Raw genomic sequence first — 23,639 nt, 5'->3', positions numbered from 1 at the left:
GACGCTCAGGGACATCCTCGGAAGACTGGCGCAATGGCCAGTTCCGACCTCAAACCCTTCGATGGGCAACTCGACGCCCCGCCACAGAGCCTCAAGCCGTTCTCGGGTGAGCTCGACCCTCCAGAGAACCCAAAGCGCTCCGCTCTCGATGTCGCGAAGGACGTCGGCATCACAGCACTGAAGGGCGCCGTCGGGCTGCCGCAGGCGGTCGTGGGTCTTGCAGACATTCCGACAGGCGGCCGTGTCGGCAAGGCGCTCGACGACGCGGGCATCCGGTTCAAGGACACCCAGGAATTTCTCGGCGACCAGTACTCCGATGCGCAGAAGGCCGCGAACAGGAAGGTCGCGGCTGCGGACGGATTCGTTGGTACGACCCAGGCAATGCTCGAGAACCCGAGCACGATTGCCACCAGCATCGGCGAGTCGATCCCGCAGATGCTGGGCGGCGCGGGTGTCGCCCGCGGCCTGCTGAAGGTCGTGCCGAAGATCGGCGCCGCCGTCGCGGGCGCCGCCGGCGAGGGCGTGATCGGAGCTGGCTCGCAGGCCGAGCAGATCCGGGGCGAGACCAAGGATGGGTTGCTCACGCCGGCGCAGGCAGCACTGGCGGCGGCAACGGGCGCCACGACGGCAGCCTTCGGCGCCGCCGGCGGCAAGCTGGCGCAGCGCCTGGGCATCAGCGATGCGGAGACGATGCTCGCGCAAGGTTCGATCCACGGGCCCGGCCCTGCGTCGCAGCGTTCGCTCGCGCGCCAGGTCGCGTCCGGTGCACTGGCCGAAGGCCTGCTGGAGGAGGTGCCGCAATCCGTGGCCGAGCAGGCGCTGCAGAACCTCGCGCTCGATAAGCCCGTGGGCGAGGGCGTCGGTGCAGCGGCAGCGCAGGGCCTGCTCGCTGGCGGTGCGATGGGCGGCGGCGCGGCACTCGTGCACGGCGTGGGTGCGCGCGGGGAGCCTGCGACAGCGCAGGCCGCGCTTGGCGCTCCCGACGGAATGGCGCTCTCGCCGACCGAGCAGCAGCCCGCGCCCGCGGCGCCCGGTGATGCGCTGCCTAGCGTGGAAGGCGGAGGGGCCAGCATTCAGCGCACCTTCGATCCGCGTGACCCCGGCAGCCGGCCGCCGCTGGAGGTGATGCCGACGGTACCGACGGACGGAGTGCCGTTCGAGGCCAGCCCGAACGCGGCGCAGCGCGAATTCGATACTGGCGGCCTGGCGTTGGCGGAGCGTGCAGCACCGGTCCGACCGTCGGAAGCCATGGGCATTGACCCCGCAGCAGGCCCGCTGTCCGCCGGCGCGGCGATTGCCGTCGATTCCGGTGTGCACGGCCAGGTGCTGCAGGATGCGCAGCAGCAAGCCGATGCGGCCGCGCTCGCCGAGCAGGAACAGGTCGCGGCGGCGAACCGAGCCGCCCCGCCCGTCCTCGACTACTCCGACCTGGACGAGCGCGACCGATCGCTTTATGACGACTACTTCCGCACGCTGGACCGCGCGACCGAGGGCCACATGGCCGCGGCGCTCGAGGACGACGTGCCTGACTTCGGCGACCGCAACGTCACCGATGACCAATTCCTCCGCGCCCTCGGCGCAAACGAACAGGAGATTGCAGATGCCCTTCAAACTACCCGCCGAGCCGCAGGCCCGGAAGAACGTACTGGCGGCCCTGTTGCGACTGCGCCAGATGTCGCCGAAGGCGCGCGACCGGTTGCTGCTGCAGCTCCGATCGAGCAAGGACAAGCCCAGCCCACGCAAGCAGTAGCCGCACCGGCTGCGGCCACGGCCCCCGCGACTGCAGCGCCGGCACCGGCACCGGCCAGCCTGCAGGAAGGCATTTCGCGCGCGCGCGGCCGCCGCACTGAGCAGCCGTCGGCAGCAGCGCCAGCTGTGGCGCCTGCCGGTGTGGTTGCCGCCGGCGGAGTGCCCGCGGCAAAGCGCGAGAAGGCGGCGCAGCGTGTGGAGCAAGGGAAGGCGTGGTTCCTGTCGCAGGAGAAGGCGGACGCCTTCGTAAACGATTCGGGTCTGAGCGACACGCACCAGGTGGTGCCCGACAACCGCCGGTTCGTGGTGCAGCTGAAGTCTGCCGACCCGGTTGCCGCGGCTCCCGCTGTAGCGCCGCCGCCTGTTGAACCAAATCGCAAGACCTCGAACGGGGAGTGGGCGACGTTCGCGAACGACTCGGGCACCAAGGGCGTGCCACGGGCTCAGATGCCGCAAATCAAAGCCGAACACCGCGGCGCCATGACCAACTTCATGAACGCGCGCGGAATTGCGCACGCCGAAGAGACCGTGCCAGCGGCAAGTCTCAAGCCCACGCAGGCCGAGTTCAGCCCGGCGCGCGTGCAGCAGGCGAAAGAATTCCAAGGGGGCGATCGCGCCATCCTGGTGTCGCGCGACGGGCATGTGCTCGATGGCCACCACCAATGGCTCGCTGCGCGTGACCGGGGCGGCGATGTCCGCGTCATCCGGTTGGATGCACCCATCGACGACCTGCTCACGGCTGCTCACGAGTTTCCCAGCTCCACAACCGACGTGTCGAGCGCGAGCGCCCCGGCGCGGTCGGCTGCGGTGGCTAGCGCCGCGCCCGCTGCCGAGCCCGAGAAGACCAGTGGCGAAAGCGATGCACCCGCGAAGCCTGCACGAGGTGTTGTTGCCAAGGTTCGGGAGGTCAAAGCCAAGCGGGAACTGAAGGCCGACCGTATCGCCCGCGAGGCGGAGGAAGCCCGTGCCTCGTACTTCACGCCGGGCAACGTGGTGCGCAGCTACGGCCAAGGTTTTGATCAAGTTATCAGCTACAAGCCAGCCGACCAAGAGGGCAATTGGTCGGTCACGGTGCGCGCCGCGCGCAAGGTCGGCCCGGCGCAGTTCGAGCCCGTTCCGGGCGAGCGCGAGCGCACGCACAGTACGCAGCCGAGCGAGCGCGAACTGCGGGTTGGGCCGGCAGCGCGCTTGGCTACGCCCTCGGAGGTGCAGACGCCAGTCGCAGCACCGTCTGAATCCGACCCGGACGACGGCAAGATCGTGGACTTCGGCGAGAAGATCGGCGGCGCTCGGAAAGACCGCGCCGAGAAATCGGGCACGCGCGCGTCGGCCGCGCCGAAGGATGGCCGTCCAGCGTGGGCGCGCCGGTTCGAGGTGTCGCAGATCGCGAAGAGCCGCAATGCGAGTGAGGAAGGCCGCTGGGTAATTCGCGATGCCCGCTCGCTCGATGCCTTCAAGCAGCCGCGGCAGGTGGGGCGCGATTCCTACGCGACCCGCGAGGAGGCAGAGGCGGCGATTCCGCTGGCGGCCGTCGCCATGAAGCACCGCGTGACTTCCACGCGCGATGGCAATTTCGAGATCTGGCGCGATGTGACCGATCGCAAGCGCGTGAAGGTGGTAGAGCAGTCCTTCGAGACGCGCGAGGATGCTCTTCGCTACATGCTCCAAAACGCGCAGGCGATCATCGAGACCAACACGACCTTCGGCGAGGCGGACCTACCCCGCCCGGCCGCCGAGCAGCGCATAGGGCCGGCGCGGCGCGAGTCCGACGTGAAGGACAACGACTTCACCAGCACCTTCGGCTTCCGCGGAGTGGAGTTCGGCAACTGGAACAACCAGGCAGATCGGCAGCAACTGCTGAACGATGCCTACGATGGCCTGCTGGACCTGGCCGACGTGATGGGCATTCCGCCCCGCGCGATCAGCCTCAATGGCGAACTGGCGCTGGCCTTCGGCGCCCGCGGCAGCGGACTGAGCGGCGCGCGCGCGCACTATGAGCCGGCGAAGGCGGTCATCAACCTGACGAAGATGAACGGCGCGGGGTCGCTGGCGCACGAGTGGTTCCATGCCCTTGACCACTACTTCGGCCGTCAGGACGGCAAGGCGCCCACCGAATGGGTGACCGACAAGGACGGAACGCGATCGCTGAAGATCAACAACGACTTCGAGCGCAACGCTGCCAGCGGCGGCACGCGGGGCGAGCGGTCGGGCATGTGCGCCGAGGTTCAGGAGGCCTATCGCGACCTGATGAACACCATGACGCGCAAGGCCGAGCAGTACATTGAGGACACCGCGAAGGCCGACAGGTTCGTGGGCGCGTCGCGCAAGGACGTGGAGGACCGACTGGCAGGCATCCGGAAGAACCTTTCGGAGAAGCTGCCCGACTATTTCAAGCGCAACAACAAGCCGGCAACGGCCGCGCAGCTGGCCGAGTTCGACACGCTGGCCCAGCAGATCATCAACGGTGAGGCGCTGGAGCTTCGCATCCAATCCAAGAACCCGTCGGCTGCCGCGCGCCTGGCCGGTTACCGGTGGACGAATGACGTGCTGGAGAAGATGAGCGGCATTCTCAAGGCTGTGCGCGGCCAAGGCGGCTTCAGTGCGGACCAGAGGGGCACGCTCGATACCTTGCGCGGCGACATGCAGCGCTACAGCCAGCGTTTGAAGATGCTGGCGGACGCGCAGCAGAGCACCGAGAAGATCCGTTCCGTGCCAACCAGTTTCGCCATGGACGCGCGTGAACTGGACCAGGGGCGGGGACAGGACTACTGGACCTCGCCGCACGAGATGGCGGCCCGCGCCTTCCAGGGCTACGTTGAGGACAAGGTTGCAGAGCGCGGCGGCGTGAGTCCATTCCTGAACTATGGGCCGGAGAACGCCGCCATCATGACGCCCTGGGGCGTCAAGCGCCCCTTCCCGCATGGAGCGGAGCGCATTGCCATCAACCAGGCGTTGGACAAGCTGGTCGGTGTGATCCAGACGCGCGAAGGCGATGGCGGCAACGTGGCTCTGTTCCGCCGCTCAGATGACGGTCTCTCAAGCATGACGCCGGCTGCCGCTGAAGCAATGCGCCTGCTGAGCCGCATGCCGTACTCGCCGCGCGCGCGCATTCAGGCAGTGCACAGCGTGCAGAAGACGGTCGACGCCATCCGCCGCGCCTGGGGGAATGCCCCGGAGATCGTGGTGGCCTTCGACATGAACGATGCGGTCGTCCCCGAGGCGGCCCGCCGCGCCGACCTGCGCCAGCGCAGCGGCGGAGCCCGCGGCGCACCGGAGGGGTTCTACTACCGCGGCAAGGCCTACCTGATGGCATCACGGCTGGCCAGCCAAGAGGATGCGGCGCGTGTGCTGTACCACGAGGTGCTCGGCCACCACGGCCTGCGCGGCGCGTTCGGCAAGCAGCTCGACGACGTGCTCAACCAGATCGCCACGATGCGGCGCGCGGACGTGGACGCGAAGATCCGCGAGTACGGCCTGCGAGGCGTCAGCAAGCTCGACCGCCGGGCGGCGGCCGAAGAGGTGCTGGCGGAGATGGCGCAGAACACTCCGGAGCTGCACTTCGTGCGGCGCGCGGTGGCAGCGATCCGCACCTGGTTGCGCGAGCACGTCCCGGGCTTCCGAGGCCTGCGCTTGACCGACGACGAGATCATCCGCAACTTCATCTTGCCGGCGCGCCAGTTCGTGGAACGCGGTGCCGGCGCTGCCAAGTCGGGCGCCCGGCTGGCCTTCAGCCGCGCAGAGGGCGCCGATGCTGACGCCGACAGCCGCGAGTTCCTGGAAGGCGCGCCGGTGGCGGCAATGACCGGGAAAGAATTCGCGGCCGACGGCGTGCCGCTGACCGAGAAGGTGACCCAGTTCTACGAGAGCACGGGCAACGCGCAGGTCGACGTGCCGGGTATCGGGCTGGTGTCGCTAGACCGGCAGGCCGTGAAGAGCAGCCTGTTCCACGGCATCGGCCGCGACAAGGCAACCGCCTTTGCCGCGGTGCCCGACGTGTTGAAGAACGGCAAGATCATCCACGCCGAGGCGATGGAAGGCTCGCGCGACGCTGGCATGGTCTACCACGTGGCCGCGCCGGTACGCATTGGCGATCGCGACATGGTGGAGGTAGTGCTGGTGAGGGCGGACTCGAATGCCAAGCGCATGTACGTGCACGAGGTAGTCCTGAAAGAAAAACTCCGGCAGACCGCCTTCAAAACTGGTGCAGATGCAGCGGAAGCTGGGGTGCAGGCCAGAGCGGGTGCCGGAGCAATCCGTAGTGTCCTCGATCGCATCTACAGCGTCAACCCGACGGCCGAGGCGGCCGCCGGCGCGGACCAGACCGACGAGCCCGCATTCCGCGCGTGGTTTGGGGACAGCAAGGTGGTGGACGACGCGGGCAAACCACTCGTTGTCTATCACGGCACCGACCAAGCCTTCACGGCCTTCGATGACGATTTCATCGGCGAGGGCAACGGCAACACCGATTGGGGCAATGGCTTCTACTTCACTGACTCGAAGCAGGCGGCGGACGGCTATGCGCAGGGAGACGAAGGTCGAACGCTCGAGGTCTACCTGTCGATCAAGAACCCCGCCCCGATGGACGTGGTCAACGAGGTGATGGAGCAGCCCGGGGCCGAAATGGACGCGGACTACGTCCGACAAGAGCTCGCCAGCCGTGGCTACGACGGCATCATCGTGAACCACAAGGGCGGCGAGCGCGAGTTCGTTGCCTTCCAGCCGACGCAGATCAAGAGTGCGAACCGCAACGCTGGCACCTTCGATGAGTCGAACCCGGACATCATGTTCAGCCGGTCGACCGTGGGCGAGTACGCGCGCACCGCTGCGGCCGAGCTCAACAAGACATTCTCCGCGCCAGGCCGGCTCAGCTGGTGGCACAAGACTATCGGCACCATGTACAACCTGGCAGAGCGCTCGCCGGCCTTCAAGCCGGTGTTCGATGCTGCCCAGGGCTTCGTCGACGACGTGAGCCACTACGCGACCGACGCGGCTGAGCTGGCGCCCAAGCTGCTGCCGAAGCTCGAAACGTGGCGCGACATAAAGAAGTCGCCGATCTCCGCCGCCGCCAACACGGCAGTGGCCAAGCCCGTCTTCGAGGGAACGCTGACCTGGGCGCGAGACGAGCAGGGCAAGCCTGTGCAGGTGCAGGAACTGATCGATGCCGCGGCCGGGTTCACCGCCGAGCAGAAGGCGCAGCGCCTGCTGCGCAACGGCATGATCGACGAGCGCATGCTCAAGGCCTGGCAGGGCATGCCACTCGAGTCCTACGAGAAGGCGGTGGCCTCACGCTACGAATCGCGCATGCTGCAGCCCGGGGTCGTCTGGAGCGACGCCGAGCTGCGCAGCATGTTCCAGCTGAACGATGACCAGGTCGCGCTGTACCGAGAGTTCCGAGACGCGACGAACCGCAGCCTCGACACCATGGCGCGCGCCGACATGCTGCGCTTCGCCGGCGATGATGCGAAGGGCCTGCGCACGATGGTGATGGATGCGCCGGACGCGCAGGCGGCCGCAGTGCTGATCCGCGATCACCTTGCGCAGCTGGCCACCGACCAGCCCGACCGCTCCACGATGCTGATGAACACCGCCAACGGCATCATCGACCGGGCCGACAAGGTGCGCGACCTGCAGGCGCGCGGCTACGCGCCTCTGTCGCGCTTCGGCCGCTACACGGTCGACGTCGTGGACGCGAAGGGCGACCGGCAGTACTTCGGCTTGTTCGAGACCGCGCGCGAGGCCAACACGATGGCGGCGCGCATGCGCGCCGAGTTCGGGGAGGACGCCGTGGGGCAGGGCACGCTGTCCGAGGAGGCCTTCAAGATGTTCGCCGGCGTGACACCGGAAACACTCGAGCTGTTTGGCAACGCGCTGGGCCTCGACTCCACCGGCGATCGCGCACAGGACCAGGCCTTCCAGGAGTACCTGAAGCTCACGAAGACCAACCGCAGCGCGATGCGGCGCCTGATCCACCGCAAGGGCATCGCCGGCTTCAGCGAGGACGTGGGCCGCGTGCTGGCCAGCTTCATCTACTCCAACGCGCGGCAGACCGCCGCCGGCCTGAACATGGGCGACCTGGGCGAAGCGGTCACGGCGATCCCGAAGGAGCAGGGCGAGCTGAAGGACGTGGCGGTCCGCTTGGCCGAGTATGTGAAGAACCCGCAGGAGGAGGCCCAGGCCGTGCGCGGCCTGCTCTTCGCGCAGTACCTGGGCGGTTCGATCGCGTCGGCGTTCGTGAACATGACCCAACCCGTGGCGGTGACCTTCCCGTGGCTCAGTCAGTTCGGTGGAGCGCGCAAGGCGGCCGCGGCGCTGGGCGGCGCCGCCAAGGACATGGCCACGAAGGGCTTTCAGTACGAGCCGGATCTCGCGAAGGCCTTGAAGGCTGCCGAGGAGGACGGCGTCGTCAGCCCGCAAGAGGTGCACCAGCTGATGGCCCAGGCCCGCGGCTCGGGCTCGCTGCGGGCCGGCGACGGCACGCGGTTGGGCGAGGCGCGCGCTGCCGGACAGAATGCGCTGTCCCGCCTCTCGCTCGCCTGGGGCAAGGTCTTCGGCGCGGCCGAGCAGGTCAACCGCCGCATCACTTTCATAGCGGCATACCGCGTGGCGCGCGATCGCGGCGAGGCGGATCCTGCCGCGTTCGCCAGCCGGGCCGTGAAGGAGACGCAGTTCGTCTATTCGAAGGCCTCGAAGATGCAGTGGGGGCGCGGCGCCGTCGGCGGCACGCTGATGACGTTCAAGACCTACTCCATCGCCTATCTCGAGCTCCTGCACCGCATGTACACGCAGGGTGGACCGGAAGGGAAGCGCGCCGCGCTGTTGGCGCTGGGCACCCTGATGATGATGGGAGGCTCGGGCGGCTTGCCGTTCGCGGAAGACATCGAGGACGCGGTCGACGGGCTGGCCCAGCTGCTGGGCTACAACTTCTCGGCGAAGAAGGCGCGCCAGGAAGCGCTGGAAGCCATGCTGCCGAAGGGCATCGCGGACTTCCTCGACAAGGGCGTGAGCGGCCTGCCTGGCGCGCCGCTTGACGTCTCGGGCCGCTTGGGCATGGGCAACCTGATCCCGGGCACTGGCCTGCTGCAGCAGAAGACCAACCACACGCGAGACGTGCTCGAGATCGCCGGGCCCGCGGGCGACTTCGTCAGCCGCATCTTCTCCGGCGCTTTGAAGGTCGCGCAAGGCAACGTTGGAGCGGGCGCGATGGAGATCGCCCCCACGGCCGTGCGCAACGCTGCGAAGGGCGTGGACATGGCTGCAACGGGCATGTACCGCGACGCCAAGGGGTACAAGGTCTTGGAGACGACCCAGCTTGAGGCGGCGCTGAAGGCGATCGGATTCCAGCCGCAGAGCGTGGCCACGATCCAGGAGGCCAACAGCATCAACCAGCAGGCCAAGGGCTTCTACAACATGCGGGCGCAGGAGATCCGCGCGCAGTGGGCCGCGGGCATCTTCGAAAAGGACGAGACGAAGGTGCGCGATGCGCGCGCGGCTGTGGCCGACTGGAACGCCAAGAATCCCGAGCAGCCGATGCTGATCCGCATCCCCGACGTCATGCGTCGTGTGCGGGAAATGCAGAAGTCGAAGGACCAGCGGATCGCCGACACGGCACCGCGCGCCATGCGCGCCCAGATGCGCGAGGAGGCGGCGCGAGCGCGGGCGGAGGTGTAGGAGGCCCCTGTAGGGTTTCGCTTCGCAACGCATGCCCGGAATCATTCGGGCATGAACGAAGACCCCACCACCATCAGCGCACCCGCCGTGAAGGCCGGGGCCGCGATCGCATCCGCCGCCGGGGCGCAGGTCGTGGAGAGCGCGAGCAAGGCGACGTCGATGTTTTCCGACCTGCTCGTGCTGAACTGGCCGAACATCGCGTCGGCAGCCGCCGCCATCTACACCGTGGCGCTGCTCGCGGAGTTCTGCTGGAAGAAGTTCTGGCGCCCCTTCTTCGAGCGAATCGGCTGGATCAAACCCAAGCCGCGCCTGGTGCTCACGCCCAGCGAATGGGCAGCTCTGCGCCCGACGGAGACAGACTGATGGCCGCCCCCAGCCGTGTACGCATCGCGGTCGCGGTTCTCACGCTGTCGGCAGCGGGCTTCGGCGCCTGGAAGGCGCAGGAGGGCGATGGGCCGGTGACGGTGCGGGAAGATGGTGTGGAGGTGCTACACCCCTATGTCCCGACGCAAGGCGACGTGCCGACCATAGGGCACGGCTCGACCCGCTATGAAGATGGCCAGCGTGTAACGCTCGCGGATCCTCCGATCACGCGCCAGCGCGCCGAGGAGCTCGCGCGCAACCTGAACCGGGCGGAAGAGCAACGCTTCGCCGCATCCTTGCCGGGCGTGAAGCTGACCCAGGAGGAGTTCGATCTCTATCTCGACTTCGTGGGGCAGTACGGCATGCGCAACTGGACGGATTCGAGCATGCGCCGCGAGCTGCTGGCCGGGCGGCCGCGCGCCGCCTGCGATGCACTTCCGCGCTACCGCTTCCAGGCCGGCCGCGACTGCGCGTTGCCGCAGAACTGGGGACCGAAGGGCTGCAAGGGCGTGTGGTTGCGCCAGCAGGCGCGACACCGTGCCTGCGTGGCTGCCCAGTAGATCAATTCAGAAAGGACAGCTTCTATGGCAATCACCGAATACCGGCTCGTTCACGCGCCGATGAACCAGATCGACACGATCATGGCGGCCCGCATCGCCGAAGGCTTCCAGCCCTTCGGCCCGCCGTTCGCTGTCGCCCTCTATCCCGACGAAGTGGTGCAAGTCGTTATCAAGGGTACGCCGGATGGAGGTTCCGGCGGCCCGTCGACGGTCACGTCCGACGACATCACCGATGCGAGCGCGATCGGAAGATCGGTCCTGACGTCGGCCGATGCCGCTGCCGTACGCTCGGCTATCGGCGCAGGCACCAGCAGCCTAGCGATCGGGACTACAGCGGCCACGGCCAAGGCGGGCAACTATGCGCCCGCGTGGAGCGAGGTGACCAGCAAGCCTGCCGTCATTGCTGCGGGAGCGGATGCGGCCGCGGCGCGAACCGCCATCGGCGCCGGCACCTCGAACTTGGCAGTGGGCACCGCCGCTGGCACAGCGTTGGCCGGCAACACGCCCAGGCTCAGTGCCGGCGCAATCACCGCCATCGGCACGCTCACGGCCGCCAGCACGGCCGCCGACATCGTGGCCGCACTGCAGGTCGCTTGACATGCCGGATCTGCGCAACATTGCGATATGGCTGTTGGCGGCCGTCGCGGTCGCTGGGTGGGGCGTTGGATGCGTCGAGCGCACGCGCGCGGCCGACGCTCGCACCGATGCCGCCGCGGCGCAGAAGGAGTTCGCCGACTACCGCGCCGTAGCCGCAGAGTCCGCACGCTTCGCGGAGCGCGCGCAGCGCACCCAAGAACAGACCTGGCGCGCTCGCGTCGACGGAGTGACTCAAGATGGCCAACAAAAAATTGCCGCAGCTCGTGCTGATGCTGCTTCCGCTGCTGGTGCTGAGCTCCGGGTGCGCGCACAACTCGACGCCTTCCGCGCCGCCGTCCGTGCAGCCAGCGCTGCGCCCCTCGTTGCCGGTGGAAGCCCGCCAGCCGAAGCCGCCCTCGATCTGCTTACCGAGCTGCTCGGCGGGAGTGGAGCGGCTCTTCGGGAGCTGGGGCGATTCGCTGACGCTTCCCACGGCGCCGGCACCATCTGCGAGCGATACGCCGACGCGTTGACTGAGCCCTAAGCCGAGGCCTTCAGCAGTTCGGCAAGCTGCTTCAGCGCGTCCTCGGCGTCAGCGGCCTGGGTGACTGAGTGCGAGAGCATCAGGTTCAGCCGAAGGCCGAAGTCCTCAACTTCCATCCCGTCCGGATCTCGGAGCACTCCGCCAGCGTCGCGGTGCAGCGGTGCACGCTCGCCAACGCGGTTTACGTAATCGCCTGGCGGCACACCGTAGGCGACAACTGGAAGCCCGAGCATCACCGCCACGCCCACCTCGAACACGGTGCCTGAATCCGGCTCAGCGCCGCGGAAGGGCTCAAGGTTGGCCACCACGCCCTGTGCCGCTCGCAGCTTCTGCATATTCGCCTCGTAGATTGCTTGCGGCGAGGTCGCTGCGGTTACCTGATCGTCGAACGGCACCAATGCCTCCAGGCCGAGGCAGTCGCATACCGCCGTCAGCACGGCGAAGTGCTCGGCCGCGTTCGGCCGAAAAACATCAGGGCCGGCAAGGTAGATGCGTGGGCGAGTCGTCATGGCGCGATCGTAGAGGGTCTAAAAGAGGTCCAACTGCGGAGGAGGTGGTGTCGGTGTTCCCTTGGCTGCGCGCTTCGGAGCTCGCTCGCCAGTGGGGCGCTCTTTCTTCAACCGCGGGGCCAGCGGCGCCTCGTGGGTTTCCAGCTGTCCCATCCATTGCTGGAGGAAGCGCGGGGCCTCGTGCACGGGGCAGCTCAGCCAGTCGTCGTAGTCCTCAGGATCAAGGATCACGACCATGCGCTTCTCTTCGCCGGGCCGGTGGAAGCGCGACATTACCGGATGGCCATCAGCGTTGATCGTGATCATCGCGAAGCTGAAAAGCTCTTCGCCGGTTTCCGGGGTCGTCCACTTTTCCCAGATCCCGGCGAGGCCCATGGGTACCTCGCCAGGCTGTTGGATGCGATAGCGCACGGACTTCGACTCGTCCGTTTCGTAGTAGGGCTCGAAGATCGCTTCAGCAGGAATCACGCAGCGTTGGCCCGTGCGCCAGGCGCTCCGGAAGCTCGGCAGCGTGGCGATGGTTTCGGCCTTGGCGTTGTAGGTCTTCTTGCCGTAGACGAGCTCCTTGGCGAACCCGGGCAGCAGGCCGAAAGCACCGTCATCGACGCGGCGGTTGCCGGACCCGTCTTCGGCAAGTCGGATGAACGGAGCCATGCCCGTTGGCCAGGTGAGCACCGGACGGTCATCGTCCTCTCGGATGACCCCGAAGAACGACAGCAGGCGGTCCTTGCGGGAAACAGCTTCGTAGTTGCTGCACATGGGCGGAGGATAGGGCAGGGGCCTCAGAAATAGCCTGGGCTGTTTCCCGAGGCCGTCTCCGGGTTGTAGGGCATCCTGCGGGTCGGCCGGCGGTTGATCGCCTCCGCGATGCGCACCGCTTCAGCCGAGTGCTCGAACTCCCTGGCTTGGCGGCGTGACTCGGCCGGTGATGGTCGAGGGATCTCGTCGTGCTCGAAGCCGCTGTTCGTCATCGCGACTGGGCGGCACCACCAGGTCTGCGGGTAGTTGTCGGAGCGGATGTTCTTCATGCCGCGGCCGCGCGGCACGATCTCGATGCCGCTGATGAGAATGCCTCCACTGATCTTTCGAAGGCGAGCGCGGTCCAGCACCGGAATGATGTAGGTCTCGCGGTCATCGCGCAGCAGCATCGCGGCCCACACCCCGCGTCCCGGCCGGGCGCCTGGCACCCGCTCTATGTAGACCAAATCGCCGACGGCGCGCGTGTGCTTGACTGCCTCCGGAGAGGGCAGCTTGCTGCCTTCAAATCGGGTGCGGAACACCTCGTAAAGAATTCGGAACGACACTGTATGAATATACAGCTTTCGACTTCAGGCGACGGGCAAAATCCGCGCTCATCTAAAAACTTTGAGGACGACGATGAGCACCAACTACGTGAAAGACGATTTCAGCACCAACGATGTCTCCGGCGCGATTGCTGTAGCCGTGGTGCGGGACCTGCACGTGAACGGCCATGCCTTTCGTGGCTTTCCTTCTGTATCCATCAAGGACACTGAAGGCGGTTTTGAAGTCTCCCTCGGCCTAGACGGACTCACCACACCAACGCTCACTCTCACTTTTGCCGAAGGCAAAAAGCTCGCGAAGGATTTTCAAAAGAAGCGCGAGCTCGATCGCGAGTGGATGAAGAAAGTGCAGGGCATGCTCGTGGAACTGGAAAGGGCCTACGGCGCAAAAACCGGGCGCTAGACTGCCGCCTGCGCGTGGGAACCGAGAACCCGCGGACCGCGCCAGAGCACCGCTGAAATGCTGCTAAAATTCCCACGAACATCGCTGCAGCCTGCGTAGATGTTGGGTTGTGACCACAGATTGTGATTCTGGTCGTCGTGGGTTCGAGTCCCATCAGCCACCCCAAAAAATATCTCCTTGCCGCTATTGCGCAATAGCGGCATTCAAAGGATCTCGACGCCGGGCTTGTCCCGGCGTTGTCTTTTCCGGTCGCCGCATCTCCACTGCCTGCGTGCCGAAGACTCTTTTTCCCATCCTGCCTGCATATAAGACGTCAACTGCGGCGTGCACTTTACGTTGCGAGTTGTTGCACTAATGCAATGCGCCGCCGTTTTTTTCGCCCGGTAAGGCACTTGTGGCAAATGTAAACTGAATTAAAATCGCCCCGTTTTCAATTCCAGGAGTCCAACAATGGCTTCGACCCTCGCCGATATCAATTCCCAGATCAAGAAGCATGACGAGCAGATTGCGCAATTGCGCAAGCAGGCCGAAGACCTGCGCAACCAGGAGCGCGCCGGTGTGGTCGAGGAGTTGCGCAGGAAGATTGCCGAATACGGTTTGACGGCTTCCGACCTGAAGCTGGCTGGTCGTGCGGGCTCCGCCAAACGCAGCGCAGGCGCCGCGCCGGCCAAGGCAGCCGCCAAATATCGCAGCCCGACCGGCGAAACCTGGTCCGGTGGCCGTGGCCGCAAGCCGCGCTGGGTGACCGAGGCACTGGCCGCGGGCAAGTCGCTTTCCGATTACGAGATCAAGTAAGTGCCCCTGTTTTCCCTGGGCAGGTGCCCAATAAAAAAGCCCGCTCATGCGGGCTTTTTTATTGGGCGTCGAAGATGAAGAGGCGCGGCGCGCTCAGTTCACCATCACCAGTTTTCCTTTGACGCCGCGCGAACCCATGTGAGCGTATGCGGCCTTCAATTCCGCCATCGGCATCGTGCTGTCGATCACCGGTTTGATCTTTCCCTGGCCGTACCACTGTGCCAATTCCGCCATCATCTGCGCATTGGCCTTGGGCTCGCGTTTCGCGAAATCGCCCCAGAACACGCCGACGAGAGAGGCGCCTTTCAGCAGCGTCAGATTCAATGGCAGCGACGGAATCGGGCCGGATGCAAAACCGACCACCAAATAACGACCGCGCCATCCGATGGAGCGAAACGCAGGCTCTGCAAAATCGCCGCCTACCGGGTCGTAAATGACATCGGGTCCTTTGCCGTCGGTGGCTGCCTTGATGGCGTCGCGAAAACCGTTGGGCAGTGCATGGGTCGTGTAGTTGATCGTCGCGTCGGCGCCAATAGAGCGGCAGAGCTCGCATTTCTCGTCGGTGGAGGCTGCAGCGATCACCTTGGCCCCGGCGGCCTTGGCGATCTGGATGGCCGCGGTGCCCACGCCGCCTGCTGCACCGAGCACCAGCACGGTCTCGCCGGCCTTGAGCTGCGCGCGATCCATCAGTGCATGCCACGAGGTGGCGTAGATCATGATGAAGGCCGCCGCGTCGACATGACCGAAGCCTTCCGGCAGCGGCATGCACAGCGCCGCGGGCGCCAGCGTATGGGTGCCGAAGCCGCCGGTACCGGAGAGGCAGGCCACGTTCTGCCCCACCTTGAGGTGCGTCACGCCTTCGCCGACCGCCTGGATGACGCCCGCGTACTCGGAGCCGGGCACGAAGGGCAGCGGCGGTTTCATCTGATATTTGTTCTGCACGATCAGCAGATCGGGGAAATTCAGGCTGGCCGCCTTGATCTCGATGAGCACCTGGCCCGGCCCCGGGGTGGGGGTGGGCAATTCCTTCCAGGTCAGCGCGTCGACGCCAACGGGGTTCTCGCAAAGCCATGCGTGCATGCCAGGGTCTCCTTCAGACAAGTAATGTTGGGGCAATGAAGCGGGCGATGATAGGTGCCGCGGCGGGGTGGCCTTGTCCCTGCTGCGACGCACCCGAAGCCTACAATCCGGTGCATCCAGAAGCACCATGAAGATACTTATTTCCAACGACGACGGCTTCCAGGCGCCGGGCATCGTCGCACTGCACGAAGCACTCAAGGACATCGCCGAAGTCGAGGTGGTCGCTCCGGAGCACAACAACAGCGCCAAGTCGAATGCGTTGACCCTGGCGGCTCCGCTGTATGTGCGCGAGGCGCACAACGGCTTTCGCTACGTGACCGGCACGCCGGCCGACTGCGTGCACATCGCGCTCAAGGGCTTGCTCGACTACCGGCCCGACCTGGTGGTTTCCGGCATCAACAACGGCGCCAACATGGGTGACGACACCATCTATTCGGGCACCGTCGGCGCGGCGATGGAGGCCTACCTGTTCGGCATTCCGGCCATTGCCTTCTCGCAGATCGAGAAGGGCTGGGCGCACGTGGACGCGGCCGCGCAGGTGGCGCGGCGGCTGGTGCAGCAGATCGAGCGCGAGCGCATGCTCGAAGGCGGCGCCTTCCTGCTCAACGTGAACGTGCCGAACCTGCCTTTCGACGAGCTGAAGCCCGTCAAGGTCTGCCGGCTCGGCCGGCGCCACGCGGCGGAAAAAGTGATCACGCAGGACAGCCCGCGCGGCGAGACCATGTACTGGATCGCCGGTGCTGGCGGCGCCAAGGACAGTGGCGAAGGCACCGACTTCCACGCCACCGCGGCCGGCCACATCGCGCTGACGCCATTGCAGATCGACCTGACCGACCACGCCAACCTTGGCCAATGGCGCGAGACGGTGGCCCGTCTCGGCAACTGACATGGCCACACAGCGGCCCAGCTTCCCCGTCCGCCTGACACCCACCGCCTCGGCCGCCACGCGCGGGCGCATGCCCGCCGCGCCGGTCAAGCCCGTGGTGCCGTCCACGCCCTCGATGGCCTCCGACGCCGTGCGCGCGCGCATGGTGCAGAAGCTCGCCGCGCAGGGCATTTCCGACGCGCGCGTGCTGCGTGCGATGGGCACCGTGGAGCGGCATCGCTTCGTCGACAGCGCCCTGGTCAACCAGGCCTATGAAGACACCAGCCTGCCGATCGGACTGGGGCAGACCATTTCGAAGCCCAACGTGGTGGCTCGCATGATCGAGCTGCTGATGGGCGCTCCCGCCCTCGCGGGAAAGCCCGACGCCAAGCTGGGCCGGGTGCTCGAGATCGGTACGGGCTGCGGTTACCAGGCAGCGGTGCTGAATCACGTGGCGACCGAGGTCTACAGCATCGAGCGTCTGCGCGGCTTGCACGAGCGCGCACGGGCCAATCTGAGGCACTTCCGGCTCGCGACCGTGCACCTGATGTTGGGTGACGGGATGATCGGCTACGCCAAGGGCGCGCCCTATGCCGGCATCATCGCCGCGGCAGGCGGCGAGGCGGTGCCGGAGGCATGGATCGAACAGCTTGCGGTGGGTGGGCGCATCGTCGCGCCGACCCACTCCGTGAAGGGTGGCCAAGCCCTTGTCGTCATCGACAAGACCCCCCGGGGACTGGAGCGTCTCATTCTTGAGGCGGTTCACTTTGTCCCCCTAAAATCTGGTATTGCTTGAAGGAATAACAAATGCAGGGTTTTGGCAATCGGAGTTGGTTCGCTGGCGTCACGTTGGCCTTTGTGCTCGTGATCGCGGGCTGTTCCACACCTCGCGGGCCGGCTCCAGTCGAAGACCGCGGCACGATGACGCGCGCTCCAGCCGCGACCGTGCCCGGCGGCCCACCCATCACGACCGACGCCAACGGCAAGCCGCTCGCCGGCATCGAGAACTATGGCAAGCCCGGCTACTACGCCGTGCGTCCGGGCGACACCATTCGCCGCATCGGTATCGAGACCGGCCAGCGCTGGCAGGATCTCGTCCGCTGGAACAATCTCGACAACCCGGACCTGATCGAAGTCGGCCAGGTGCTGCGCGTGATTCCGCCCGCCGGTTCGGGAACGGTCGTTGCGACGGCTCCCGTGACGTCGCCGCCTGGCGCTGCTTCCCCCGACGGCGTCGTCACGAAGCCGGTGACGCCGCAGCCCGTGGTGGTGCCTACAACGCCATCCAGCGGCGCGACCAAGCCGACGGCTCCGGTCACGGCTTCACCGGCCAGCCCCGGCAGCGGCGGTTCGGGTGACGAAGACCTCGGGTGGATCTGGCCCGCGAGCGGTTCGCTGATCGCAGGCTTCGACGAGGCCAAGAACAAGGGCTACGACATCAGCGGCAAGGCGGGCGATCCGGTGCTGGCTGCCGCCGATGGTCGCGTGGTCTATGCGGGCGCGGGCCTGCGTGGCTACGGCAACCTGATCATCCTGAAGCACAACAACACCTACCTCACGGCATACGCGCACAACCAGACGCTGCTCGTGAAGGAAGACCAGTCGGTTCAGAAGGGCCAGAAGATCGCCGAAATGGGCAACAGCGACGCCGATCGCGTGAAGCTGCATTTCGAGATCCGCCGCCAGGGCAAGCCCGTCGATCCTTCGCGCTACCTGCCCAACCGGTGATGCCATGGCTGCCTCCCGCTCCCGCCGCACGCTGCTGCCTGTGCGCGGGTCGGCGGGCAGGGGCAGCATGCCGTCGGGCAACGGCCAGTCCGAATTTGACGGCGAGAGCGCGCATCCTCCTGAAGAAGACGTAGATTCGCCGACGGCGGATGCTCCGCTGCCCGCCAACGGTGCCGTGGGCGAGATGGTCGGAGGCGAGGGTGCCGATGCGCTGACCATCTACCTGCGCCAGGTCCGGCGCACCGAGCTCTTCACGCCTGCCGAGGAATACCAGACCGCATGCGCCGCACGCGCGGGCGACTTCGCCGCGCGGCAGTCGATGATCGAGCACAACCTGCGGCTGGTGGTCAATATCGCCAAGGGCTACCTGGGGAGGGGCGTGCCGCTGTCTGACCTCATCGAGGAAGGCAATCTCGGACTGATGCACGCGATCACCAAGTTCGAGCCCGAACGCGGCTTTCGCTTTTCCACGTATGCGACCTGGTGGATCCGCCAGTCCGTCGAGCGCGCGGTCATGACGCAGGCGCGCGCCATCCGGCTGCCGGTGCACGTGGTGCGCGAACTGCAGCAGGTGCTGAAGGCTCGCCGCACTCTCGAGGGTGATGCCGAATTCGTCGCGCACAGGCCGGACGGCGTGCGCGTGGAAGACATCGCCGCGCTGCTGGGCCGCGACGTTCAGGCGGTGGCCGATCTGCTGGCTCTCTCCGAGGCCCCGCGCTCACTCGACGCGGGCGATTCCCGGGGAGACGAGGGCTTCACGCTGGCCGACACCGTGGCCTCCGAGGACGAGCAGGGCAGCCCGACCGACGTGGCGCACACGCGCGAGGTGGAGCGCCTGCTCGACCAATGGGTGCATGCCCTCGACGCGCGCGAGCGCGAGGTGCTGGAGGGGCGCTACGGCCTGCACGACCGTGAGCCCGAAACGCTGGAGGTGCTGAGCGTGCGGCTGGGGCTCACGCGGGAGCGCGTACGGCAGATCCAGAACGAGGCGCTGGCAAAGATGCGTCGCCAGCTGGCCCGTTCCGGCGTGGGGCGCGACGCGCTGTTCTAGGGCCATCCGGCCACGCTGAGACAATCGGGGGATGACGGAATCCATCGAAGAAAAGAAAGTCCCCGCGAATCCCGGTGAAGAGTGGCTGAAAGTCGAGTCCCTCGACCTCGACGCGCAAGGCGTGGCGCACAAGGCCGACGGCATGGTCGTGTTCATCGAAGGCGCGCTGCCTTTCGAGGAAGTGCAGTTCAACGTCCACCGCCGAAAGAACAACTGGGAGCAGGGCACGGTCACCACCATCCGCCGCGAATCGTCGCAGCGGGTGCGCCCGGGCTGCCCGCATTTCGGCCTGCATACGGGCGCATGCGGCGGTTGCAAGATGCAGCACCTCGATGCGGCCGCCCAGGTGGCCGTGAAGCAGCGTGCGCTGGAAGACAACCTCTGGCACCTCGGCAAGGTCAAGCCCGAAAACCTGCTGCGGCCGCTCGAAGGTCCGGCCTGGCACTACCGCTACCGCGCGCGCCTTTCGGTGCGCCACGTGGTCAAGAAGGGCACGGTGCTGATCGGTTTTCACGAGCGCAAGAGCCGCTACCTGGCTGACATGCAGGTGTGCCCGGTGCTGCCGAAGCAGGTGAGCGAAATGCTGATGCCGCTGCGCGAGCTGATCGGCTCGATGGACGCGCGCGACACCTGCCCCCAGATCGAACTGGCCTGCGGCGACGCGCCCGATTCGACGCGGCTCGGCACGATCGCCCTGGTGCTGCGCCACCTCGAGCCGCTCTCGCGTGCCGACATCGACCGCCTGAAGGCCTTTGCCGCGAAGAACGAAGGCGTCCAGTGGTGGCTGCAGCCCAAGGGCCCGGACACCGTGAAGCTGCTGGAAGAAGGCAGCACGCCGCTGGCGTACAGGCTGCCGGAGTTCGGCGTCACGATGCCGTTCAAGCCCACCGATTTCACGCAGGTCAACCCGCACATCAACCGGGCGCTGGTGGGCAAGGCGTTGCGCCTGCTCGATGTTCAGTCCGACGAGCGCGTGATCGACTGGTTCTGCGGCCTCGGCAACTTCACGCTGCCGCTGGCAAGTCAGGCGCGCGAGGTGCTGGGCATCGAGGGCAGCGACACCCTGGTGGCGCGCGCGACCGACAACTTCAAGAGGAATCAGCCGGCCACTTCGGCTCGCCGTGAGCTGTCTTCCGCGACGTTCGTGGCGCGCAACCTGTTCGAGATGACGCCGGAGATGCTGGTGGCCGACGGCAGCGCCGACAAGTGGCTGGTCGATCCGCCGCGCGAAGGGGCGTTCGCGCTGGCGAAGGCCATCGCCGATCTCCATCAGCAGCCCGAACTGCGCACCGACGGCTGGACGCCGCCGAAACGCATCGTGTACGTCAGCTGCAATCCGTCGACGCTTGCGCGCGATGCCGGCCTGCTGGTGCATCAGGCGGGTTATCGCTGCACCTATGCGGGAGTGGTCAACATGTTCCCGCACACGGCGCACGTCGAGTCGATCGCGGTATTCGAGCTGGAATGAAAAAGGGCCCCTCGGGGCCCTTGCTGTTGGTGCGGTTGATCCGCTCGCTCAGTCGCGTTCGCCGCCGAAGATGCCCAGCAGCGCCAGCAGGCTCTGGAACACGTTGAACAGGTCGAGGTAAAGGGCGAGCGTGGCGCTGATGTAGTTGGTTTCGCCGCCGTCCATGATCTGCTTCAGGTCATAGAGCATGTAGGCCGAGAAGATGCCGATGGCGGCAACCGAGATGACCAGCATGCCGGTGGTCGAGCCGACGAACACGTTGATGATCGCGCCGACCATCAGCACCAGCGCGCCGACGAACAGGAACTTGCCCATGCCCGACAGGTCGCGCTTGATGACGGTGGCCAGCGAAGCCATCACGAAGAACACGCCGGCGGTACCGCCGAAGGCCGTCATGATCAGCTCGGAGCCGTTCTTGAAGCCGAGCACCATCGCGATCAGGCGCGACAGCATCAGGCCCATGAAGAAGGTGAAGGCCAGCAGCACCGGCACGCCGGCGGCCGAGTTCTTGGTTTTCTCGATGGCGAACATGAAACCGAAGGCGCCGCCGAGGAAGACGATGAGGCCGAGGCCGCCCGTAAGCGAGCGGGTGATGCCGGTGCTGACGCCGACCCAGGCGCCCAGCACGGTGGGCAGCAGGCTCAGCGCGAGCAGCCAGTAGGTGTTGCGCAGCACGCGCTGGCGTTCGGCTTGAGCCAATGGCTGTCCGTAGCCGGAGGAAGTGTCTAGGGTGGTGACGCGGTCGTTCATGGCCGGAGCTCCTGTGGTTGCTGCATGGATGCAGTTGGGCGCATTCTAGGGGGCTGCAAGAGGGGGTATCGAAAAGACCGTATGCGGGGTGTTCCCAAGCTCTGAAGCCGCCTTGCCGGGATGGCGGCGGCATGGCCGTTATGCTCTTGGGTTTTCAGCAAGCAGAGCTCATCCATCATGAAGACCAAATCCTTTCTCGAACTCGCCGACGTCAAGGCCATCGCAGCAGCGGCCGAGGCCGAAGCCCTCAAGAACAACTGGGCGGTGACCATCGCGATCTCGGACGACGCCGGCAACCTGCTCTGGCTGCAGCGCCTGGACGGCGCCGCCGCGCTGTCCTCGCACATCGCTCCCGCCAAGGCGCATACGGCTGCCATGGGCCGCCGCGAGAGCAAGGTCTACGAAGACATCATCAACGGCGGCCGGACGGCTTTCCTGACGGCGCCCGAAGTGCAGGGCCTGCTCGAAGGCGGCGTGCCGATCGTCAAGGACGGCCACGTGATCGGCGCGGTCGGCGTGAGCGGTGTGAAGTCGAACGAAGACGCGCAGATCGCCAAGGCTGGCATCGCGGCTCTCGGCCTCTGATTCTTTTCTTTCGCGCAAAGCAAAACGCCGACTTCGAGGTCGGCGTTTTCGTTTGGGCTGCTTCAGCGTGGAAAAAAAGCTTGGCTAGTCGGCGAACCGTTGGCTAGCAAAAAACGACCCTTCGGAGATGAATCTCCTTGAGTCGCCCCACGATGAAACTTGCGCGAAGGGCGGGCTGGATGACTTACTTGGTCAGGATCAGCTTGCCGAGTTTGGTGGCCTGGAGCCGATAGAGGGAGCCGTTGTGCATGATGCCCACGGTCTTGCTTCCTTTCAGAAGCTCCGTGCTTTCGAGCATCGGCACCGGACGCGTTGCCTGGATGGACGCATGGCCGCCACCCGATTGGTCGAGCGAAGGATGGTTCAGGACAGAGAAGGCATTCGGTGTGGCTGGCATCTGGAGTTCCCTTATCGAAGCGATGAGTGAATGATAATGATTCGCAACAAGAAGTCAATCGCCGCGATCAACTTTTTTTCCTTGTGCCTTTTCCTTCAGATCACTTCGCGTCGGGTTCGGTGATGAAACCGATCTTGCGCACGCCGGCTTCCCGGGCTTCCGACATCGCCTTGGCCACGCGCTCGTAGCGGACGGCCTTGTCGCCGCGGATGTGCAGTTCGGGCTGCGGTTCCTTGGCGGCTTCCGCGGCGAGGCGGCCGGGCAGCTCGCTGTCGTCGATCTTCTGCTCGTTCCAGTAGTAGGCGCCGTCGGCCGTCACGCTGAACAGGATGTTCTGCGGCTTGGGCTGCTCGGGCTCGCTCGTGGCGCGCGGAAGGTCGATGTTGACCGCGTGCTTCATCACCGGCACGGTGATGATGAAGATGATGAGCAGCACCAGCATGACGTCGACCAGCGGCGTCATGTTGATCTCGTTCATCACCTCATCGGGTTCGTCTTGTGTTCCGAAGGCCATGATGCTCAGCCCTTCTTGAGCGGAACCACGATGGCGTCGCCGCTGCCGCTCTGGACGCGGGCACCGGTCACGAAGTAGGCGTGCAGGTCGTGGGCAAAGGCGTTGAGCTTGGTCAGCACGAACTTGTTGCCGCGCACCAGTGCGTTGTAGCCCAGCACCGCGGGAATGGCGACGGCCAGGCCGAGCGCCGTCATGATCAGCGCTTCACCGATCGGGCCTGCCACCTTGTCGATGGTCGCCTGGCCGGCCGAGCCGATGCTCATGAGGGCGTGGTAGATGCCCCAGACGGTGCCGAACAGACCGATGAACGGAGCCGTCGAGCCGACCGAAGCCAGGATCGCGAGGCCGGTCTGCAGGCGGGCGGTGAAGGCGTCGATGCCGTTGCGCAGTGCGCGCGTGATCCAGTCGCTCACATCCAGTGCATCGTGCAGATGAGCCTTGGTGTTGCGGTGGTGCGCTGCCGCTTCGCGGCCTTCGAGGGCCAATGCCCGGAATGGGTTGCTGTCGTCCTGACCCAGCTTGTTCAGCGCGGTGGCGAAGTCTTCGCTGTGCCAGAAGTCCTGCGAGTGCTTGGCGAGGCGCTTGTAGCGGATGACGTCGAGTGCCTTGACGATGATCACGATCCACGACGCGAGCGACATGCCGATCAGCAGCACCGCCACGGCCTTGGTGACGAAGTCGCCCTGATTCCAGACGTTCATCAAGCCAAAATGGGAATCCATACGAAGTTGCT

General features: G+C 66.1%; 21 protein-coding genes. 13 read left to right on the top strand and 8 right to left on the bottom strand.

Annotated elements, in window-relative coordinates:
• Positions 1 to 33 precede the first annotated feature (33 nt).
• Genes ABL840_RS26745 through ABL840_RS26725 form a run of 5 tightly spaced genes read left to right on the top strand, consistent with a single transcriptional unit; the run spans position 34 to position 11,460 of the window.
• Complete coding sequence (locus tag ABL840_RS26745; RefSeq protein WP_093303809.1) at positions 34 to 9,417, top strand: PLxRFG domain-containing protein; 9,384 nt, start codon at positions 34 to 36, stop codon at positions 9,415 to 9,417.
• A gap of 51 nt (positions 9,418 to 9,468) precedes the next feature.
• Entirely contained in the window at positions 9,469 to 9,780 is a 312-nt protein-coding gene (locus ABL840_RS26740; protein WP_093303812.1) for a hypothetical protein, read from the top strand.
• Positions 9,780 to 10,340 carry a glycoside hydrolase family protein gene (locus tag ABL840_RS26735; protein ID WP_093303815.1) on the top strand — a complete coding sequence of 187 codons (561 nt, stop codon included), beginning with the start codon at positions 9,780 to 9,782 and terminating at the stop codon, positions 10,338 to 10,340. The genes ABL840_RS26740 and ABL840_RS26735 overlap by 1 nt, the downstream gene beginning before the upstream one ends.
• 24 nt (positions 10,341 to 10,364) lie before the next feature.
• Positions 10,365 to 10,937: a hypothetical protein gene (locus tag ABL840_RS26730; protein WP_176947513.1), complete on the top strand. Its 573-nt coding sequence runs from the start codon at positions 10,365 to 10,367 to the stop codon at positions 10,935 to 10,937.
• A 1-nt stretch (position 10,938) separates the two neighbouring features.
• The gene (locus tag ABL840_RS26725; protein ID WP_176947526.1) at positions 10,939 to 11,460 is read left to right on the top strand and encodes a DUF2514 family protein; all 522 of its coding nucleotides are present in this window, start codon (positions 10,939 to 10,941) and stop codon (positions 11,458 to 11,460) included.
• Here ABL840_RS26725 and ABL840_RS26720 read toward each other — a convergent pair.
• Genes ABL840_RS26720 through ABL840_RS26710 form a run of 3 tightly spaced genes read right to left on the bottom strand, consistent with a single transcriptional unit; the run spans position 11,457 to position 13,273 of the window.
• Positions 11,457 to 11,969 carry a nucleoside 2-deoxyribosyltransferase gene (locus ABL840_RS26720; protein WP_093303820.1) on the bottom strand — a complete coding sequence of 171 codons (513 nt, stop codon included), beginning with the start codon at positions 11,967 to 11,969 and terminating at the stop codon, positions 11,457 to 11,459. The two genes, ABL840_RS26725 and ABL840_RS26720, sit on opposite strands and share 4 nt — an antisense overlap.
• Positions 11,970 to 11,987: 18 nt before the next feature.
• Entirely contained in the window at positions 11,988 to 12,728 is a 741-nt protein-coding gene (locus ABL840_RS26715; RefSeq protein WP_093303822.1) for an SOS response-associated peptidase, read from the bottom strand.
• A 23-nt stretch (positions 12,729 to 12,751) separates the two neighbouring features.
• Complete coding sequence (locus ABL840_RS26710; protein ID WP_143042953.1) at positions 12,752 to 13,273, bottom strand: hypothetical protein; 522 nt, start codon at positions 13,271 to 13,273, stop codon at positions 12,752 to 12,754.
• A gap of 73 nt (positions 13,274 to 13,346) precedes the next feature.
• Between ABL840_RS26710 and ABL840_RS26705 the strand changes: the two genes are divergently transcribed.
• Positions 13,347 to 13,673, top strand: coding sequence for a hypothetical protein (locus tag ABL840_RS26705; RefSeq protein WP_093429324.1), 327 nt, complete (start codon positions 13,347 to 13,349; stop codon positions 13,671 to 13,673).
• A gap of 450 nt (positions 13,674 to 14,123) precedes the next feature.
• Positions 14,124 to 14,468, top strand: a complete 345-nt coding sequence (locus tag ABL840_RS26700; protein ID WP_093303831.1) for an H-NS family nucleoid-associated regulatory protein — start codon at positions 14,124 to 14,126, stop codon at positions 14,466 to 14,468.
• Positions 14,469 to 14,561: 93 nt separating this feature from the next.
• Here the strand turns inward: ABL840_RS26700 and ABL840_RS26695 are convergent, their stop codons facing one another.
• Positions 14,562 to 15,548, bottom strand: coding sequence for an NADPH:quinone oxidoreductase family protein (locus ABL840_RS26695; protein ID WP_093203395.1), 987 nt, complete (start codon positions 15,546 to 15,548; stop codon positions 14,562 to 14,564).
• 127 nt (positions 15,549 to 15,675) lie between these two features.
• Here ABL840_RS26695 and surE point away from each other — a divergent pair, with 127 nt between their 5' ends.
• From surE to rlmD, 5 genes are read left to right on the top strand one after another with little or no spacing between them, the layout of a single operon-like run.
• Positions 15,676 to 16,434, top strand: coding sequence for a 5'/3'-nucleotidase SurE (gene surE, locus ABL840_RS26690; protein ID WP_093303834.1), 759 nt, complete (start codon positions 15,676 to 15,678; stop codon positions 16,432 to 16,434).
• Between the two features lies 1 nt (position 16,435).
• Entirely contained in the window at positions 16,436 to 17,209 is a 774-nt protein-coding gene (locus ABL840_RS26685; protein WP_093303836.1) for a protein-L-isoaspartate(D-aspartate) O-methyltransferase, read from the top strand.
• An 11-nt stretch (positions 17,210 to 17,220) separates the two neighbouring features.
• Entirely contained in the window at positions 17,221 to 18,141 is a 921-nt protein-coding gene (locus ABL840_RS26680) for a peptidoglycan DD-metalloendopeptidase family protein (RefSeq protein ID WP_093203388.1), read from the top strand.
• A gap of 4 nt (positions 18,142 to 18,145) precedes the next feature.
• On the top strand, positions 18,146 to 19,192 hold the full coding sequence (locus tag ABL840_RS26675; protein ID WP_093303838.1) for a sigma-70 family RNA polymerase sigma factor: 1,047 nt from the start codon (positions 18,146 to 18,148) through the stop codon (positions 19,190 to 19,192).
• 31 nt (positions 19,193 to 19,223) lie between these two features.
• Positions 19,224 to 20,660 carry a 23S rRNA (uracil(1939)-C(5))-methyltransferase RlmD gene (gene rlmD / locus ABL840_RS26670; RefSeq protein WP_093303841.1) on the top strand — a complete coding sequence of 479 codons (1,437 nt, stop codon included), beginning with the start codon at positions 19,224 to 19,226 and terminating at the stop codon, positions 20,658 to 20,660.
• Between the two features lie 48 nt (positions 20,661 to 20,708).
• Here rlmD and ABL840_RS26665 read toward each other — a convergent pair whose 3' ends face one another.
• The gene (locus ABL840_RS26665) at positions 20,709 to 21,410 is read right to left on the bottom strand and encodes a Bax inhibitor-1/YccA family protein (RefSeq protein WP_093203380.1); all 702 of its coding nucleotides are present in this window, start codon (positions 21,408 to 21,410) and stop codon (positions 20,709 to 20,711) included.
• Positions 21,411 to 21,587: 177 nt separating this feature from the next.
• Between ABL840_RS26665 and ABL840_RS26660 the strand changes: the two genes are divergently transcribed.
• Positions 21,588 to 21,995, top strand: a complete 408-nt coding sequence (locus ABL840_RS26660; RefSeq protein WP_019655898.1) for a GlcG/HbpS family heme-binding protein — start codon at positions 21,588 to 21,590, stop codon at positions 21,993 to 21,995.
• Positions 21,996 to 22,179: 184 nt separating this feature from the next.
• Here ABL840_RS26660 and hemP read toward each other — a convergent pair whose 3' ends face one another.
• From hemP to ABL840_RS26645, 3 genes are all read right to left on the bottom strand, one after another.
• On the bottom strand, positions 22,180 to 22,392 hold the full coding sequence (gene hemP / locus ABL840_RS26655; RefSeq protein ID WP_019655899.1) for a hemin uptake protein HemP: 213 nt from the start codon (positions 22,390 to 22,392) through the stop codon (positions 22,180 to 22,182).
• A 100-nt stretch (positions 22,393 to 22,492) separates the two neighbouring features.
• Positions 22,493 to 22,906 carry an ExbD/TolR family protein gene (locus tag ABL840_RS26650; protein ID WP_093203378.1) on the bottom strand — a complete coding sequence of 138 codons (414 nt, stop codon included), beginning with the start codon at positions 22,904 to 22,906 and terminating at the stop codon, positions 22,493 to 22,495.
• 5 nt (positions 22,907 to 22,911) lie between these two features.
• The gene (locus ABL840_RS26645) at positions 22,912 to 23,628 is read right to left on the bottom strand and encodes a MotA/TolQ/ExbB proton channel family protein (RefSeq protein ID WP_093203375.1); all 717 of its coding nucleotides are present in this window, start codon (positions 23,626 to 23,628) and stop codon (positions 22,912 to 22,914) included.
• Positions 23,629 to 23,639 lie beyond the last annotated feature (11 nt).

The sequence above is a fragment of the Variovorax sp. NFACC27 genome, from assembly GCF_048301545.1.
Classification (GTDB): domain Bacteria; phylum Pseudomonadota; class Gammaproteobacteria; order Burkholderiales; family Burkholderiaceae_C; genus Variovorax; species Variovorax gossypii.
The sequence above is the reverse complement of the archived record's forward strand: the minus strand, read 5'-3'. Positions and strand labels throughout refer to the sequence as shown.